At 47.6% G+C, this 16,530-nt stretch carries 13 protein-coding genes; 3 read left to right on the top strand and 10 right to left on the bottom strand.

The annotated features are described in order from the left end of the window. Window positions 1-7 precede the first annotated feature (7 nt). From P3L47_RS19855 to P3L47_RS19895, 9 genes are all read right to left on the bottom strand, one after another. Window positions 8-451, bottom strand: coding sequence for a hypothetical protein (locus P3L47_RS19855; protein ID WP_277781892.1), 444 nt, complete (start codon window positions 449-451; stop codon window positions 8-10). Between the two features lie 35 nt (window positions 452-486). Continuing rightward, window positions 487-2,196, bottom strand: coding sequence for an InlB B-repeat-containing protein (locus tag P3L47_RS19860; protein WP_277781893.1), 1,710 nt, complete (start codon window positions 2,194-2,196; stop codon window positions 487-489). Between the two features lie 182 nt (window positions 2,197-2,378). Beyond that, window positions 2,379-3,167: a DNA-binding domain-containing protein gene (locus P3L47_RS19865; protein WP_277781894.1), complete on the bottom strand. Its 789-nt coding sequence runs from the start codon at window positions 3,165-3,167 to the stop codon at window positions 2,379-2,381. Window positions 3,168-3,211: 44 nt separating this feature from the next. Further along, window positions 3,212-3,409 (bottom strand): hypothetical protein, encoded by a 198-nt coding sequence (locus P3L47_RS19870; RefSeq protein ID WP_129733941.1) that lies wholly within the window; start codon window positions 3,407-3,409, stop codon window positions 3,212-3,214. A gap of 161 nt (window positions 3,410-3,570) precedes the next feature. Next, on the bottom strand, window positions 3,571-5,391 hold the full coding sequence (locus P3L47_RS19875) for an AraC family transcriptional regulator (RefSeq protein WP_277781895.1): 1,821 nt from the start codon (window positions 5,389-5,391) through the stop codon (window positions 3,571-3,573). 110 nt (window positions 5,392-5,501) lie between these two features. Beyond that, window positions 5,502-7,049, bottom strand: coding sequence for a D-xylose transporter XylE (xylE, locus tag P3L47_RS19880; protein WP_277781896.1), 1,548 nt, complete (start codon window positions 7,047-7,049; stop codon window positions 5,502-5,504). A gap of 139 nt (window positions 7,050-7,188) precedes the next feature. After that, window positions 7,189-8,517, bottom strand: coding sequence for a xylose isomerase (gene xylA / locus P3L47_RS19885; protein WP_277781897.1), 1,329 nt, complete (start codon window positions 8,515-8,517; stop codon window positions 7,189-7,191). 42 nt (window positions 8,518-8,559) lie between these two features. After that, a complete protein-coding gene (locus P3L47_RS19890) occupies window positions 8,560-10,050 on the bottom strand; it encodes a xylulokinase (RefSeq protein WP_277781898.1) in 1,491 nt (496 codons plus the stop codon). 12 nt (window positions 10,051-10,062) lie between these two features. Next, entirely contained in the window at window positions 10,063-10,803 is a 741-nt protein-coding gene (locus P3L47_RS19895) for an NUDIX hydrolase (protein WP_122361686.1), read from the bottom strand. Between the two features lie 268 nt (window positions 10,804-11,071). On the opposite strand from P3L47_RS19895, the gene P3L47_RS19900 reads away from it, so the two are divergent. Together P3L47_RS19900 and P3L47_RS19905 are read left to right on the top strand one after the other, a co-directional pair. After that, the gene (locus P3L47_RS19900; RefSeq protein WP_277781899.1) at window positions 11,072-12,895 is read left to right on the top strand and encodes a TrkH family potassium uptake protein; all 1,824 of its coding nucleotides are present in this window, start codon (window positions 11,072-11,074) and stop codon (window positions 12,893-12,895) included. 13 nt (window positions 12,896-12,908) lie between these two features. Continuing rightward, on the top strand, window positions 12,909-13,595 hold the full coding sequence (locus P3L47_RS19905; RefSeq protein WP_122361684.1) for a potassium channel family protein: 687 nt from the start codon (window positions 12,909-12,911) through the stop codon (window positions 13,593-13,595). A gap of 105 nt (window positions 13,596-13,700) precedes the next feature. Here P3L47_RS19905 and P3L47_RS19910 read toward each other — a convergent pair whose 3' ends face one another. After that, on the bottom strand, window positions 13,701-14,969 hold the full coding sequence (locus P3L47_RS19910; protein WP_122361683.1) for a hemolysin family protein: 1,269 nt from the start codon (window positions 14,967-14,969) through the stop codon (window positions 13,701-13,703). Window positions 14,970-15,065: 96 nt separating this feature from the next. Between P3L47_RS19910 and P3L47_RS19915 the strand changes: the two genes are divergently transcribed. Then, the gene (locus P3L47_RS19915) at window positions 15,066-16,187 is read left to right on the top strand and encodes a Card1-like endonuclease domain-containing protein (RefSeq protein ID WP_277781900.1); all 1,122 of its coding nucleotides are present in this window, start codon (window positions 15,066-15,068) and stop codon (window positions 16,185-16,187) included. The last annotated feature ends 343 nt before the right edge of the window (window positions 16,188-16,530 follow it).

Here is a 16,530-nt window from a genome sequence, read left to right on the forward strand (position 1 = left end):
ATCTATCTTATTGGTTTTGTTTATTATTTATAACGTATAGGAAACGGTAGCACAGATAGAGGAAATGCAGGAGTTCAGAACCGTAGAACTCTCCGTCTTGACCGATTCCCAGGTTTTTATTACTCGCATCGCCATTTCCACAAAATCGAATGTTCTCATTGTAAATTTGCCATATATTGTCATCTCTATTTGCCTTTTCGAATCCCTCTAAACAATACTTCTTCCAGGTATTCAGATCATCTTTGTCGAAAGGATAATACTCGGCACCCTTACCTTCGCCTTTAGGGGCGGTTCCGTCAGGTCTTTCGCCCGGCTTTCTTCTGAAACGGTTCACGTAAGGAAAGGAGATGTTTGCCATATCGTAACCGCGCACCTGGAAGATGGGCATTTCCTGGTGTACCCGGAATACGCCGTTCAGATGGTTGTTGCTGATAAATGTTTTCTCTTCCATGATATGTTGTTTTTAGTTGTTTATGTCATAACGGACTATTTTACCGCCACCTTTCGCACCGTCGCACCGACCTGTACGATATAGATGCCCGTCGGCAATTGCCGACGGTTCAGTCCCGGGACTGAACGGAAGCTGTCGAGCAGGCGACCTTCGGGTGTAAAGATACGGACGGGCGACGTCGGCATGCCTTCCGGCAGGCGGATGCAGAGGCAAGCGTCTTCGCTCCATATCTCCGGCTCGGAGGCGGCGGCGCGGATCGGTTCGTTGGCTACGGGCGGCAGGTTCTTCACAATGCCGTCGATGAAGATTTCCACGTCGGTGCGCACGTATTTCACCAGGTAGGCGCCGTCGGAAGTGCGGGGCTGAAGGGTCTCGCCGCGGCTGGTGGTGACTACGGGTTGCGACTCGCTGTAATCTGCATCCAATGTGAGGTAGAAGCGGAAGGTGCTCCACGATTCTATCTCGTAATCACCTGCCACGGGGTCGGTCGCGGCACCCTCTACAAAGGGCAAGGTGACTGTGTAGTAGATTGGGGTCGGTTCGGGTTCGGGCTCAGGCTCGGGCACCGCCTTCCACCGGGCATAGAGGGTTTGCGGCTTGTCGATGGTCTCTACTTTGGCTCCGCCACCGGAAACGTCGTACCAACCCTGGAAGGTGTAGTCCGGACGGGTGAAGATATCGGTCGGGAGTGCATCGCCTTGAAGGATATATTTTTCAACAGCAGGGAGTGACGAATAGTTGGCATTAAAGGTGATGTTATGGTACAGCAAATTACCCGTGATGGGGTTGCCTGTAAGGGTTCCTTTGTTGTAGATAGTGCCGCTATTCGTAAGGGTGACATTCGGGCCAATGGTAAAGGTTTGCCCGTCGCCGATAGTGACCGTAGCCCAAGCGGGAATTTCGGCGTTGCTCTCCAATGTGACGTTGCCTACCAGAGCGGAAGAGGTCTGCTCGATGGTGCCGCCGGGCAGTTGCTTGCCCCGGATAAACAGGCCTTTACTATGTCTCTTTATCTCGGTAGTCGCAGGGTTACCCTCGTGATCCGTCCCGTCGATGGCTATGACAAAGGCGTTTAATTCGATGGAAGGATAATTGGAGGAGGTACCGCCATCTATGCCGGGAGCCGGATTTTCGCCGCCACCGCCGATGGCGGTTACCGTGCCTCCGATGATCTGAATCGTCATGTCCTCTGCAGGATCGCTTACACCGATGCCGGGCGCACCTGCCCCGCCTTCGGCATGGATGATGCCACCCCCTATGGTCAGGGATGATCCATCACCGATCCCTGCTCCTCCGCCAGTACCGTTGGCTCCTTTTGCCCCTATGGCAGTCAGGGAACCGCTTCCTTCTAAGTAGAGATATCCGGCCTCTATTCCGGCAGTTCCCGACGAGCCTGTCGAAACAAACCGGTTCGTTCCTTCTATTATGATAGTACCGGGCTCCCCCCTCTCTATTTTCAGAGGTACCCCTTTTCTTTCGATATTCAGGTCTTTTATTGTCACCCGGAGATAGGTGGCTAAAGATTCTATTTCAATTCCCCAGTCGGTAGGTTTTCCGTTTCCTGTAATGGTTACGTTTTCACTACTTCTAATGGAAAGTACTTTATTATCGTAAGAAATATCAGTATTTTTTCCCTCTACAACGGAAACCTTAAAAGGACAGTCTTGCTCTTGTGCCGCCGCCCCGTTTACTCCGAACAGCAGGAGGGCCATAATCAGAAATATATAAGATGTAACATGTTTCATAAGTGATATCATTTTAGCTTGTTTGTAAATGCCGGAAGAGCCGTTTGCCTGCCGGGTGAAATCGAAGCGGCTTGTTCGATGCCATCGAAACGGGCGATTCGACGGCATCGAGAGGAAGCGCCCGACGCCGGTGAGAGGAAGCCTTCGACGCCGTCGAGCCGATCCATGCCCGGGGATAGGGTTTATTCGATCACCGGACGATCGTCTTCACCGCCGCCACCGGGGTTGCCTACCACCAGCGGAATGGCATAGACCAGGGTACGCGACTGCTTGAGTTGCAAGCTGTTGGTGCTGAACCAGGTTTCGAGCGTGAGCTGGTAACTGCCCTCCGCCAGATCGGCAGGAATGTTAAACATCAAACGTTTCGGATCGTTGATAGCCAACAGGGTGATGGTGGCAGCCACCGTCCGGTCGGCCATGTTGACCAGGGTAAGCGTACCCAACCCGCTGCCGTCGGCATTGACGCTGCGTATCTTCACGCCTGAAACGTCGAGGATTCCGCCCGGGGTGACGGTGCCGTCGGTCTTGCCGGTGGTCACGTCTTTCACCAGCCCGAAGCCGGCGCCGCCCATGTCGCGCACGTTGCCCGAAAATTCGAGGGTTACGAGATCGGCCTCGGCACGCATGGCGGCGGTGCCGATCATGTTGATAACGGCTTTATTCTTCGCCGGGTCCACCAGGCCTTTTTTCCCGAGGAAAAGGCCGCTGACGGCGGGCGAATACTGCACGTTGTCGGTCACTACAATGTTGTTTCCGCAAACCAACTGGCGGATTTTCTCCTCCACCAGCTTGGTGATGTTCACGATCGTATCGACACGGTATTCGGTACGTTCTTCCGAGATGAGACGTGCCACGTCCGCCATGTAGAACGTCTGGATCGGTTTCACCTTGGCCGCGAAGTCTTCCTTCACGTCCTTTGTCATCAGATACTCTTCGAGATCGAATTTCCATACATACTTTTTTGTTGCCATGGTAATTAATGTTTAAAATTAATACTAGTGATAATTATGTTTGTTTATTCCTTTTCGTGTTCGTCGAGGATGCGTTGCGCTTCTTTCATCTCGAAATAGAGCCGGCACGCCAGCACGATCAATACGACCATCAGCAGGCTCAGCACCGCCATACCTACCCAAAAATACCCGGAATCATAATAAGCGACGAACCAATCGGGTACGGCGGTATTCCTATCATCGATGTGTTGCATTCCTATCATGTGCTTTATTTTTATGCCGCAAGGTGAAGAAAAAGGGGGAGAATGTTGTAACATTTTGCAAAATGTTACAAAATAGTGGGGGAATTTGCCGAATAATCAGATGTGTTTGTTGAGTCAACCGCTTTAAAGACGGGGTTATTCAATAACTCCCATGTTTCATCCTACCCCCTATTCTTCCTGAAAGTAGCCGGGTTGAGACCTGTTTGTACCTTGAAGGCACGGTAGAAGGTTTGGCGGTTGGAGAAGCCGGAGTCGAAAGCGATGGTTTCGAGCGAAAGGTTGTCGTTGGCCGGATCGGAAAGTAGCAGGATGGCCTGACGAACGCGGCATTCGTTGATATATGCGGAAAATGGTTTGCCGTGGACGGTATTTACAGCTTTCGAGATCATGTTACGGTGAACACCCATGCGTTGCGACAGGGTTTCGAGATCGAGGTGCGGGTCGAGGTAAATCTGCTCTTCGTCGGTCAGGCGGCCGAGATTTTCCATCAGGGTCCTGTCGATAGCATCTGCCTCTGCCGGAGGCACGACAGCCGGGACCTGCTCCGCCCATTCGCGGCTACGGGCGGCCAGCCTGCGATAAGCCTGATGCTTTTTCCTGTAAAGGACGGAGATGACGAGCAGGGCGACAAAGATTACCCCCGCGGTCACACTCATGATGACCGAAACGTGACGGAAGGTAACGAGCTGCGCCTCCTTGCGGGCACGCTCCGACTCGAACAGTTCCTGTTTGGCGCGGAGAACCAGAAGGCCACTGTATTTTTCGTCCTGCCGGCGGTTTGCCACCGTAGTCGAGTCCATATAAGCAATCGAATGCTCCCGGTCGCCGATGCGGGCATAATAGCGGGCCATCACCGGATAGAGGTCGCACGAACGGTACGACATCACCCAGGGCCATTGTTCGATATGGTAAAGGGCGCTGTCGATCATGGCCTTGCAGCTATCCGGACGGCCCAGTTCCAGGTAACAGTCCGCCAGCCCGACGTAGATACCCGAGGTGAAGCTATGATCACCCTCCGCCTGCGAGGCGGGCAAAGCCGCAGCATGCAAGGTAAGTGCTTCGCGGTACCGGCCGCGCAGGCGGTAGTTGGAGGCCAGGTTGCTCAAGGCGATGCAGTCGAACATGGGACGCTGCTTGACACGGTCTTTACATTCGAGCATGGAGCGAAAATAGTAGTCGGAACTGTCCAACTGGCCGGTCTCCCGGTAATAGAGACCCAGTACATTACGTGCCTGGAGGTTATACATATTATAGAAACGCGGAACGGATTCGTCGCTGAGGGCTGCTTTCAGGAGGGGGACGGCTTGTTCGTAATCGCGGAAGTCGAAGTAGGCACGTCCCAAGTCGTACCGGATATTTTTCTTTTCCGGGTAATCGGCGTCGGATATCTTTTCCAGCCGTCCGGCAATACGTTCGGCACAAAGGAAAGCGGCATGGTATTGTTCCTGTATGCAGAGTTTGCGGAAGATATAGATAAGCGCCCTCATTTCCATAGAGGCATCCCCGCGGGCGACGGATTTATCGGCAAGGGCGTAGAATACGGCTATTTTCTTATCGCGCTTTTCCGGCGTATTGTCGGGCAGGGCAATAGCTTCGCCATATTCCAGTTCGCGCCTGAGGATGCTCCCTCCGATCCGTCCGACTGTTTCACGCATCCGGCGGACGGCTTCGCGGCGGTCGGCATCCTCGGGGACGGCGTCGATGGCTTCTTCGTAATAACGTTGCATCTGATCCTCTATCGCTTCGTATCCGACTTGTGCGCAAAGGGCCAGAAGGCTGTCGCGATCGGGGATCCGGGTTTCGTTGTTTCCCGGAAGGTAGATACTGTCGGCTGCACGGGCCTGCATCTCGGGTATGTAACGCAGGTCGGATGCGAAATCAGGCAGAAAAAGGGTATCGGCCCTACTCTCTGTTGCCCCAAGGGCGGCAGAGAGTAAAAGGCCGATACCAATTAGTATATGTATTGTTTTGCTTGTTTGCATTCCGTTCCCTTTAATATTCACCGGAGATGCAAATATAAGCTTTTCAGGCTTAAGTATGACTCGAAAGGCTGAAAAATCAACAAATACGTATCAAACAGGCTATTTTTTTACTACCGTTTCCAGTATTGTTCCATCTGCTCCAACGTCTTCCCTTTGGTTTCGGGCACGAACTTCCAGATAAAAGCGGCAGCCAGGATACCCATCAGACCGTAAATCCAGTAGGCCATACCGTGGTTGAATGTTTCGGTCAGGTACTGGTTCTTGTCGAGCATCGGGAAAGTCCAAGATACGAGGAAGTTGGCTATCCACTGTCCGGCTACGGCAATACTCATTACGGTAGAACGGATAGAGTTCGGGAATATCTCTGCCAGCAATACCCAGCAAACCGGTCCCCATGACATGGCGAAACCTGCTGTATAAACCAGCATGCAGACCAGCGAACCGATGCCTACCGAGTGCGTATAGAAGGTAGTCCCCAGTATTATCATAGAAACAGCCATAATCAAAGCACCGATAATCATCAACGGACGGCGGCCGAACTTATCGACAGTAAAGATTGCCAATACGGTAAACGACAGGTTCACGGCACCTACCACGATCTGCTGCAACAATGCGGCATCGGTAGCGGCACCCATCGTCTTAAATATCTCCGGTGCGTAATATAATACTACGTTAATACCGACAAACTGCTGGAATGCAGATAACAGCACACCCACCAAAATGATCAAAAGCCCAAATGAGCGGATCGGAAGTATCAGAGAAACAAAGAAGCTACCTATCAAGGCAATCTCCAAAGCACTCGTATTACCTGCCAGCTCCAATCCTCCGTAAGAGATCAGGAACAAAACTAACCATGTTCCCATAAACTGGAAGTAAGGACGCATGGAAGGTGCTTTTTCCTTAAAACTATCTTTGATATCCGACAGCTCTTTCGAAGCTTCCTCCTTATCCATCAAACGACCGAGAATAAACAAAGCCTTCTCTGTCTTACCACGCATGACCAAATAACGGGGAGTTTCCGGCACGAACATCAGGAAAATAAGGAATAACAGAGCCGGAATGATCTCGGAAGCAAACATCCAACGCCAGCCAATAGCATGCAACCAAGATGCATCTCCTTGCAGAGCAATAGTATAGTTCACGAAATAGACCACTAACATACCGAAAATGATAGCGAACTGGTTCCAGGAAACCAAATTTCCACGACGATTGGCAGGTGCCACCTCGGCGATATACATAGGAGAAACCATAGAAGCCAGTCCGACTCCTACGCCACCCAATATTCTATAAGCAACGAACAAATACATATATGTATGATCCCCGCTACCAGGTAACCCCAGTCCGAATTCCGGCCATGCGGAACCGATCGCAGAGAGCAGGAAAAGGATAGCCGCAACGACCAACGTCGGCTTACGACCATACCGCTGGCTCACCCATCCGGCAAAAGAAGCACCCAGGATGCAACCGATCAGCGCACTACTGACCACAAATCCCTCCAGCGAGTTAGCCTGATCGAGAGGTAATCCGTAGGGCTCGATAAAGAATTTTCTTAGTGATTCTACAGTTCCGGAGATAACAGCCGTATCATATCCGAATAGTAACCCTCCAAGGGTAGCAACGAGGGTAAGGCCAAAAATATAACTATTGTTGTTTTTCATATCTATCAGACTAAGAAACAAAAAGTAACCTCTCTGATCCGGAGATGGGCCCGGAGGTGTGCTTTCATTTGGAAACACATAAATCACACACCTCCTACCCACTCCCTGGAAGGGAAAAAGTCACTCTTTGTAACTAATTTTATATATATAAATTGAGAATCATTTCATACAACTCCTGCTTTCCGCTGATCTGTTTCGGTTCGCCGTCGCGAAGAGCGATCGTACGCAGGTCTTCCAATGTCAGCTTGCCGTCTTCGAAAGCCTTACCTTCGCCATTATCGAAGCTGGCATAACGTTCGGCACGCATTTTCTTATAATCGGAGTTTTCAAGGATAGCTGCAGCTGTCATCAAAGCACGGGCAAAAGCGTCCATACCACCGATATGAGCCAGGAATATATCGTCCAGGTCAGTCGAGTTACGACGAGTCTTCGCATCAAAGTTTGTTCCTCCTGTAGTCAGACCGCCACCTTGAAGGATCACCAGCCATGCCTGAGTCAGTTCGTAGATATCCATCGGGAACTGGTCAGTATCCCAACCGTTCTGGTAGTCACCGCGGTTCGCATCGATACTGCACAACATACCAGCATCAACAGCTGCCTGCAATTCGTGTTCAAATGTATGTCCTGCCAAAGTAGCGTGGTTCACTTCGATGTTCAGGGCAAAGTCTTTATCCAAGCCATAATGACGCAGGAAGCCGATCACAGTTTCAGAATCCACATCATACTGGTGTTTAGTCGGTTCCATCGGTTTCGGTTCGATCAGGAAAGTTCCTTTGAAACCATTCTTTCTGCCATAGTCACGTGCCATGGTCAACATCATGGCCAGGTGATCTTTTTCACGTTTCATATCGGTGTTCAGCAGGCTCATATATCCTTCACGGCCACCCCAAAATACATAGTTTTCACCACCCAGGGCGATACAAGCGTCGATAGCGTTCTTGATCTGTGTTCCGGCACAAGCCAAAGTCGGGAAATACGGATTGGTTGCGGCACCGTTCATATAACGTTTATGGCCGAATACGTTGGCAGTAGACCATAACAGCTTCTTGCCTGTTGCCTGCTGCAGACCTTTGGCATGTTCCACCATCGTATGCAGGTCTTTTTCAAATTCGGCGAGTGTAGGAGCTTCGTCTACAACATCCACATCGTGGAAGCAATAGTAAGGAATGCTACATTTGGTCATGAATTCGAAAGCAGCATCCATTTTATATTTTGCACGGCTGATACGGTCGGCATCTGTATTCCAGGGGAATGTTTTTGTTCCGCCGCCAAACTGATCACCGCCTTCGGCACACAGTGTATGCCAGTAAGCCATAGCAAAACGCAAATGGTCTTTCAACGTTTTACCCATCACAACCTTGTTTTCATCATAATAATGAAATGCCATCGGATTCTTAGAATCGCTTCCTTCAAACTGAATCTTTCCTATTCCGGGAAAGAATTCTTTTTCACCTTTATAAAAGTCCATGAAATTAAATGTTTTAATGATTTATATTACATTGGTATATTATTACATGCCCATCAACGTATCCAGACGTTCTTTCCAGATACTGTATGCTGCGCAGTATTTATCTGCTTTCAATCCGTCAGGTTCGATCACATCGATCTTCTTCAAAGAGGCGAATGCCTCTTCTGCCGACTGATAGATACCGGCACCGATACCGGCTCCCTTAGCGGCTCCGACGGCTCCGTTCGTATCGAACAGCTCGATCACCGCTCCCGTCACACCTGACAGGGTATCACGGAAAATCGGACTCAGGAACATATTGGCACTACCGGCACGGATCACACCGATGTCGATACCCATTTCGTTCATAATATCCATACCGTACTTGAAGGAGAACACGATTCCCTCCTGGGCGGCACGGGCAATATGCGCCTTATTATGAATATTAAAATTCAGTCCGTGTATAGAGCAGTCGATCTGCTTATTCTGCAGCATGCGCTCTGCACCGTTTCCAAACGGCAGGATAGACAAGCCCTCCGAGCCAACCGGCACAGTGGCAGCCAGATCATTCAGCTGCGGATAATTGATACCTTCCGGAGCCACGTTCTTCTTCACCCATGAGTTCAGGATACCGACACCGTTGATACAAAGCAGTACACCCAAACGGGTCTGTTCGGATGAATGGTTCACATGGGCAAATGTATTTACTCTTGACAACGTGTCGAAGTTTACTTTCCCGTTTACACCATACACAACACCGGAAGTACCTCCTGTGGCAGCAATCTCCCCCGGATTCAGAACGTTAAGTGATAGAGCATTATTAGGCTGGTCGCCTGCACGATAGGTAACAGGAGTTCCTTTTTTCAATCCCAGTTCCGTTGCAACGGAGCCCAGCAGCTCGCCCTGCAAGCCGAAAGTCGGACGGATCTCCGGTATCAGATCGTTGCTGAATCCGAAGAAGTTCATCAGATCCTCGGAAACCGTCTCATTCTTGAAATCCCAAAAGATACCTTCCGATAAACCGGAAACCGTAGTAACGATATCTCCCGTCATCCGCATGGCTATAAAGTCACCCGGCAACATAAACTTATGGACGGAACGGAACAGCTCGGGTTCAAATTCTTTTACCCAAGCTAGTTTCGCCGCAGTAAAGTTTCCCGGAGAATTCAGCAAATGGGACAAACATTTCTTCTCCCCTATATTTTTAAAAGCACGATCGCCATAAGGAACGGCACGGCTGTCGCACCAGATAATAGAGGGACGCAACACCTCCATCTTCTTATCTACCAGCACAAGTCCGTGCATCTGGTAAGAGATACCGATTGCCCGGATATCCGTTCCCTGAATACCGGCTTGAGCAATGGCGCCTTTTATGGCTTCTTTCAGATATTTCCACCAGTCATCCGGTTCCTGTTCTGCCCAACCGGGTTTTACAGCTTTAATAGGAGCTTCTTCTTTCGGATAGAAATCGGCACCGACCGTCAGCCCTGAATGGGCATCCACAATAGATGCTTTTACAGAAGAACTACCTATGTCACAACCTAATAAATACATATTCTTACGTGATTAATTCTTATTAAATTTTGAATGTAACTTATTATATTTCACTTTATCGAAACGATAATAGCGGGCGGCACGATGGGCAACTCCGGTTTCAATCTCGTCGGTAGGCACTATGTATTCCAGTGAACTCATTTTCTTATGGAAGTTACGGACGTCCATTTCCTTATTATATATGATCTCATAAGTACGTCTTAACTGGAAAGCCGTGAACTTCATCGGCAGGTAGTCGAAGATGATAGACGGTTCTTTTTCCACCCATTCCCGTATTTCTTCCACAGCAGCTCCGATGATCTCCCGATGGTCGAAAGGCAGAGGCGGTAGTGAATCGACCGGGAACCAGGCCAATGAGGTATATTTATTGGTTGGATTCGACTTCCGCCCGATCTTGCTCAGTGCCAGATAAGCTACCGTGACGATCCGTTCGATCTTCAGCTTCATCGCATTTTCCAGCCATTGCATATCGTCGGCATTTTTTGTACGTGAAGGAGACCCGAAGCTACGGAACTGTTTCAGAGGAACTCGTTTTAAACCGGTGGCCTCATTAAATACCCGGTAAGCAGCCGTATCCAGATCTTCATTTTCATAAATAAGACTTCCGGGTAATTTGTAATGTTTCTCATCGCTCTTATCCACCTTCCGTTCTACCAGCAATACGCAAAGCTTGTCTTCATTTACTCCCAGTAGCACGCAATCAACAGATACGTGCGAATAAAGCATTTTCTTGTTTTCCATATGTGTTTCCATGATATTACGTTAAACAGTTGCAAATATAATCATTAATCCAATATACAAAACATACAAAACATTTTTTTCAATATTTATAACAGCTTATTTATCTGTGATTTTACTATCTTACCTCATACAATAACATTTATCCCCCATAATGTAAACAAAACAATATTGCAGTAAAGCTCTGATATTTTTCTCTTTAACATGCTTTATCAAAACTTTCTGAACTATTCCCAGTCCGGAATACTTTTATTAATACATTTGTTACAGATTTTACTTGATCATGGACATAAAACATATACAGTTTACGTGCCGGATGTACTGGGCCAACGCAAAAGGACTGCTGAATATAGGGGCAGAAGGCATCATACTACTGGCTTCCATCGCCTCCCTGTTTGTTCTGGTGTATCAGTTCGGTTTTCAGCAGACTAGCGAAACCATACATCATTTATATCTGAGCCGCATCTATATTTTACTGGGATTCTTTATTGGGATCACATTAAGGTATATAGTCCGGTTTAACGAGATCATACAGGAAAAGTTGCTGTACCTGGATATCGGCATCTATTTTCTTTTGTTTGCCGTTCTTTCGGCGAAGGTCTTTTTCAAAGATATTATCGAACAGTCGTTGCCTTATCTCGCTTTTCTCTCGAAACCGCTGTTCGTATATATGCTGATGTTGCTGCTCAGTGTCATCCATCTGTCGCGGCAGACATTTACGCTGATGCAGACCCGCATCAAACCGTCCCTGCTGTTCCTGCTCAGTTTCATTTTCGTGATCCTGATCGGAGCGGGATTATTAATGTTACCGAACGCCACTACCCGACCGATTCATTTCGTGGATGCCTTGTTTACGGCTACGACTTCAGTTTGTGTAACGGGACTTACCACAGTGGATGTGGCAACCACTTTCACCCATATCGGGCATGTGATCATTATGATCCTGATACAGATCGGGGGGATCGGCGTGATGACTTTCACGAGTTTCTTTGCGCTTTCCTTTATGGGACATTCTTCTTTTACCAGCAAACTGATGCTGAAAGATATGCTGAACGAGGAGCGGATCGGAGGATTGTTCCGGGTGATACTGAATATCCTGTTCGTCACGTTCTTTATTGAAGGGATCGGGGCGTATTTCATTTATATGGATATAAGAGGGACATTACCGGGTGCCACGTTACAGGATGACATATTCTTTGCCATCTTTCACGCGGTGTCTGCTTTCTGTAATGCCGGTATATCTACGCTGAGCGGCAATATGTGTGATCCGTTGGTTGCCCACAATTATAATCTGCATGTGTGGATTTCTCTGCTGATTATCTTTGGCGGACTGGGATTTCCGATTGTATTCAACTACCTGAAATTGTTAAGGCATTTTATTGTAAATACGTTTATGGTAGCTACAAGGATGCAGAAGCGGTATATCCATACCCCCCGCATCATCAACATACATACTTATATTGTAGTGATAAGTACGCTGGTGCTGATCATCGGCGGTACGATCCTTTACTTTATTTTTGAAACGGACAACACGCTGGCAGGACTGTCGATGAAAGGAAAACTGGCAGATTCTTTGCTGGGGGCAGTCACTCCGCGAACAGCGGGGTTTACGGTTGCCGACATGGGAACGCTTCGTCCGGTAACACTGATGCTGACGCTTATCCTGATGGTGGTCGGTGCCGCACCGATGTCTACCGGTGGTGGACTGAAAGTAACGACTGTTTTTGTAGCAATCGTAACGGCATTGAATGTGGCCCGTGAAAAAGAAAAGGTAGAAGTACGTAAAAGGGAGATATCTCCTTCTACGATCCGCCGGGCTTTCGCGACGATTGTCCTTTATTTTATCTTTGCTTCGGTAGCAGTCTGGATGTTGTCCTACACGGAAGAAGGGACACCGGTCTTTACGCTTACCTTCGAAGTTGTCTCTGCGCTGAGTACGGTAGGATCGAGCCTGAATTTTACTCCTTTGCTTTCCATGTCGGGAAAGCTGATCATTATCTGTGCGATGCTGATCGGGCGTATCGGGGTACTGACTTTTATGGTCAGCTTTATAAGAGAATACAAAAAGAGGGATTACACATACCCTCAGGAAAATATATTAATGTAATAAGAAATGCCTTATGAAATTTCTGGTTATAGGATTAGGAAATCTGGGACGTGCCATCGCGGAAAATTTGACCCGCATCGGCGATGAAGTGATAGGTGTCGATTTGAATTTGCATAAAGTGGAAGCTGTCAAACAGACTATCTCCGGTTCAGTCAGCCTCGATACGACCGACAGGGATGCGCTGAACACGCTCCCTCTAAGCGAGATGGATGCTATTTTTGTGACTTACGGAAAGAATTTCGGAACTTCGGTACAGACAGTCGCCTTATTAAAGAGCCTGGATGCCGGCAGGCTGATCGTCCGCTCGATCTCTCCTATCCATGAAACGGTGATCCGTTCCATCGGAGTGTCGGAGATCATTCGTCCGGAACAGGATTATGCGGCTACATATGCTTCACAAAGCTTACTGGGCGATCTGTTCCAGCGTTGGTATCAGGTAACGGAAACGCATCATCTGTATAAAATAAAAACACCCGGCGCTCTGATCGGGCAATCTTTAAAGACAATCGATTTTCAAACGAATTTCGGTATTCGCCTGGTGGGAGTTGAACGGGCAAAAGAAATACGCAACCTGATCGGACTGAAGCAAACGCAATATTATGTAATAGATCCGCTGAGCGACGATCTGGTCCTGGAAGCAGAAGACAGGCTAATACTCTTCGGGAAGATGGAGGTGCTTCATAAAATAAAAGAACTATAAGGAAGAAAAAAAGCGCTAGTCTTTTTCCTTAAAGACTTACGCTTTTCCCGAAATAAGTAGGCATCACCATAGGGAAAGGTGATGCCTACTTTATAACGATAGACACTAGTCGATCTTCTTAACGAGCACTTTATCAATACGCGCCCCATCCATGTCTACAATCTCGAATTCGAAATTCAGCCAGGTTAATGTTTCACCGGTTTTCGGAACACGTTCCAAAATTTCCAGGATCAAACCGCTCAACGTATTATAATCATGTTCGGCATACAGGTCTTCCAGGTCGAAATATTCCAGAAAATCGTAGAAGTTATACTGTCCGTCCACCAACCAGGAACCATCGGCGCGCTGAGTAATCTCTGCCTCCTCACCAATTTCCGGAACCTGACCGATCAAACCTTCCATGATATCTTTCAAAGTAACGATACCCTGGATACCTCCGAACTCATCCGTCACGATACCATATTTGACACGCGCCTGTTTGAACTGCTCCAACGCATTATAAACACTCTGATTCTCCGGCAGATACTGAGCCGGACGTATTACCTGCTCCAAAGAGAAATCAGGTTCATCGATCCGTCCAAACAGATCTTTCAGGTAAACGACACCTTTGATATTATCGAACTTTTCGGAAGCTACCGGATATATATTAAACAGGTTTTCCTGTACTTTCTCACGAATCTTTTCGATACTGTCCGTTACATCCAGCCAAACCAAGTCACTCCGGTGTGTCATAATCGAACCGACATTACGGTCTCCCAGGTTGAACACACGTTCCACAATGTCTTGTTCTACTTCCTGCACTTCACCTCCGTCAAAGCCTTCTTTGACGATCGCCTTGATCTCTTCTTCCGTTACTTTATTTTCTTCATTTGCTTTAATTCCGGTAATTTTAATAACAAAGGAAGTACTTTTAGACAATAACCATACAAAGGGTAAAGCCAGCTTTGATAGCAGAAACATGGGTCTGGCAACCAGCATCGAAACCCGTTCGGCATATCCCATGCCGATACGTTTCGGCACAAGCTCACCCATGATCAAAGTAAGATAAGTAACGATTATAACGATTACAGTCTTTGATAATCCAAGAGCATAAGGTTCGAGTACGGGAACATGACGAACCACTTCTGCCAGGTTATAGGCGAAAGCCTCTCCTGAATACAAACCGGTCAGGATTCCGATTAGCGTAATACCGATCTGGATAGTAGATAAGAAACGATCGGGTTCACCAGCCAACTTCAGGGCTGTTTGCGCAGATTTATTACCTCTTTTTGCCTCTAGTTCCAACCGGGCCTTACGGGCAGACACTAAAGCGATCTCAGACATCGACAAAATACCATTCAACAAAATAAGGCCGACAATAATAAAAATTTCCATTTGCTATATATACAGCGATTGATTAGGGAGCGAAGATATGAATTATATCGAAATTAATACTACATTTAGAACCTTAATTAATATATGATATAAAACATGAAACATCAGATCATATTACTTGGCAAAGATATCACCTCTGTTTATCACGGGATCAAAGAGTTTGCACCCGACCATGTGCATCTTCTTTGCACGAACGAGACAAAAGATGTAGCTGCCCCTTTATTTCCGCTACTCCCCGCCAGTATCCGCCGGACCTTATACCGGACCGAACCGTACGACGGAGAGAACGTTCGCAATGTATGCCGCAAGATACACCAGGCCTATCCTACCGACAAGTTTGCCTATAATCTTTCGGAAGGAACCAAGCTGATGGCATTCGCCGCATTTACAATAGCCAAAGAATATAACGCCCCGGCCTTCTACCTGACTCAACTGGGCGATCTGATCCGGTTGGAAAACTTTGAAAAGCATCCGATGCAAAGCCAGTTGGATAATAAAGAGATATTGGGCCTGAGCGGAAATATCCTGACGGAATACCAGGACGCCAAACAATTGAGCGATGCCGACATACAGGCTTCCGTCTCCATCAAGCAGTTTATCGAACAATACCCGAAAGAACATACCATGATCCAGAAGTTCTTCAATATATTCTGCAATAAGGAACTATCTCGCTTACCGTCATCACGGGTTTTCAAGAGCGGATTGCGCTTCAAGCAAAGACAGGATACTTTCCTCATTGCACAGCAAAACCGTGTATTGCTCAGGTTAACGACTCCCAACGCAGGTATGTTATTTTTCAAAGGACGCTGGTGGGAAACACTCGTTGCCCATAAAGTCAGGACATGGAGCCAGAGACATCCCAACCGTCCCGAGGTATGGCAGAGCGTTCTATTCAGGACAGAAAACAACAGTTCCAGGACAAAAAACGAAGTGGATGTCTTGTTGAACAACCAACAGAAACTGATATTCATCGAATGTAAATCAGGAAATGTAACGCAGAATGATATATATAAGGTAGATGCGGTACGTGAAACCTATGGCGGAGATATCTCGCTGGCTGTATTAGCCAGTTATTACCCAGTGGAAGACAGTTTACAGGAAAAATGCAAGGATCTGCAGATCAATTTATTTGCCCCTGCCTATATCGACGATCGTATCCATCATTTGGATACCCTTCCCGACTGGTTGGAAAAGCTGTCCAACTCCCTGCAGTTATAAAAAAATGAAGCCGTTCTACCTTCTCAGGCGGAACGGCCTTTATCAATCGATAAGTTTTTGCTAATCTAATACATATTAGAAAACAATATCGGGAGATAGATACTTACACTTATTCTAAATTCTAAACTTCATCATCATATTCATAGAGGGGAACTCACTTATTCCCCAACACCTTTATTTATGCAAATGACGTGCCAAAAGAATATAAAGTCGGGATATACCTATCTAATATACTAACTATCAACAGATAAAAACATTTTATATCACATCTTGTATTTCCGCACATCTCACAACTGTGGTGTGGAATCGATGTGGAAGTGTGGATTTTTTCCACACCACACTA

This window comes from Parabacteroides chongii (assembly GCF_029581355.1).
Classification (GTDB): domain Bacteria; phylum Bacteroidota; class Bacteroidia; order Bacteroidales; family Tannerellaceae; genus Parabacteroides; species Parabacteroides chongii.

Excerpts from the sequence above, each read along its gene's own strand:
- P3L47_RS19855 (WP_277781892.1), bottom strand. The coding sequence starts at position 451 with ATGGAAGAGAAAACATTTATCAGCAACAACCATCTGAACGGCGTATTC.
- P3L47_RS19860 (WP_277781893.1), bottom strand. The coding sequence starts at position 2,196 with ATGAAACATGTTACATCTTATATATTTCTGATTATGGCCCTCCTGCTG.
- P3L47_RS19865 (WP_277781894.1), bottom strand. The coding sequence starts at position 3,167 with ATGGCAACAAAAAAGTATGTATGGAAATTCGATCTCGAAGAGTATCTG.
- P3L47_RS19870 (WP_129733941.1), bottom strand. The coding sequence starts at position 3,409 with ATGATAGGAATGCAACACATCGATGATAGGAATACCGCCGTACCCGAT.
- P3L47_RS19875 (WP_277781895.1), bottom strand. The coding sequence starts at position 5,391 with ATGCAAACAAGCAAAACAATACATATACTAATTGGTATCGGCCTTTTA.
- xylE (WP_277781896.1), bottom strand. The coding sequence starts at position 7,049 with ATGAAAAACAACAATAGTTATATTTTTGGCCTTACCCTCGTTGCTACC.
- xylA (WP_277781897.1), bottom strand. The coding sequence starts at position 8,517 with ATGGACTTTTATAAAGGTGAAAAAGAATTCTTTCCCGGAATAGGAAAG.
- P3L47_RS19890 (WP_277781898.1), bottom strand. The coding sequence starts at position 10,050 with ATGTATTTATTAGGTTGTGACATAGGTAGTTCTTCTGTAAAAGCATCT.
- P3L47_RS19895 (WP_122361686.1), bottom strand. The coding sequence starts at position 10,803 with ATGGAAACACATATGGAAAACAAGAAAATGCTTTATTCGCACGTATCT.
- P3L47_RS19900 (WP_277781899.1), top strand. The coding sequence starts at position 11,072 with ATGGACATAAAACATATACAGTTTACGTGCCGGATGTACTGGGCCAAC.
- P3L47_RS19905 (WP_122361684.1), top strand. The coding sequence starts at position 12,909 with ATGAAATTTCTGGTTATAGGATTAGGAAATCTGGGACGTGCCATCGCG.
- P3L47_RS19910 (WP_122361683.1), bottom strand. The coding sequence starts at position 14,969 with ATGGAAATTTTTATTATTGTCGGCCTTATTTTGTTGAATGGTATTTTG.
- P3L47_RS19915 (WP_277781900.1), top strand. The coding sequence starts at position 15,066 with ATGAAACATCAGATCATATTACTTGGCAAAGATATCACCTCTGTTTAT.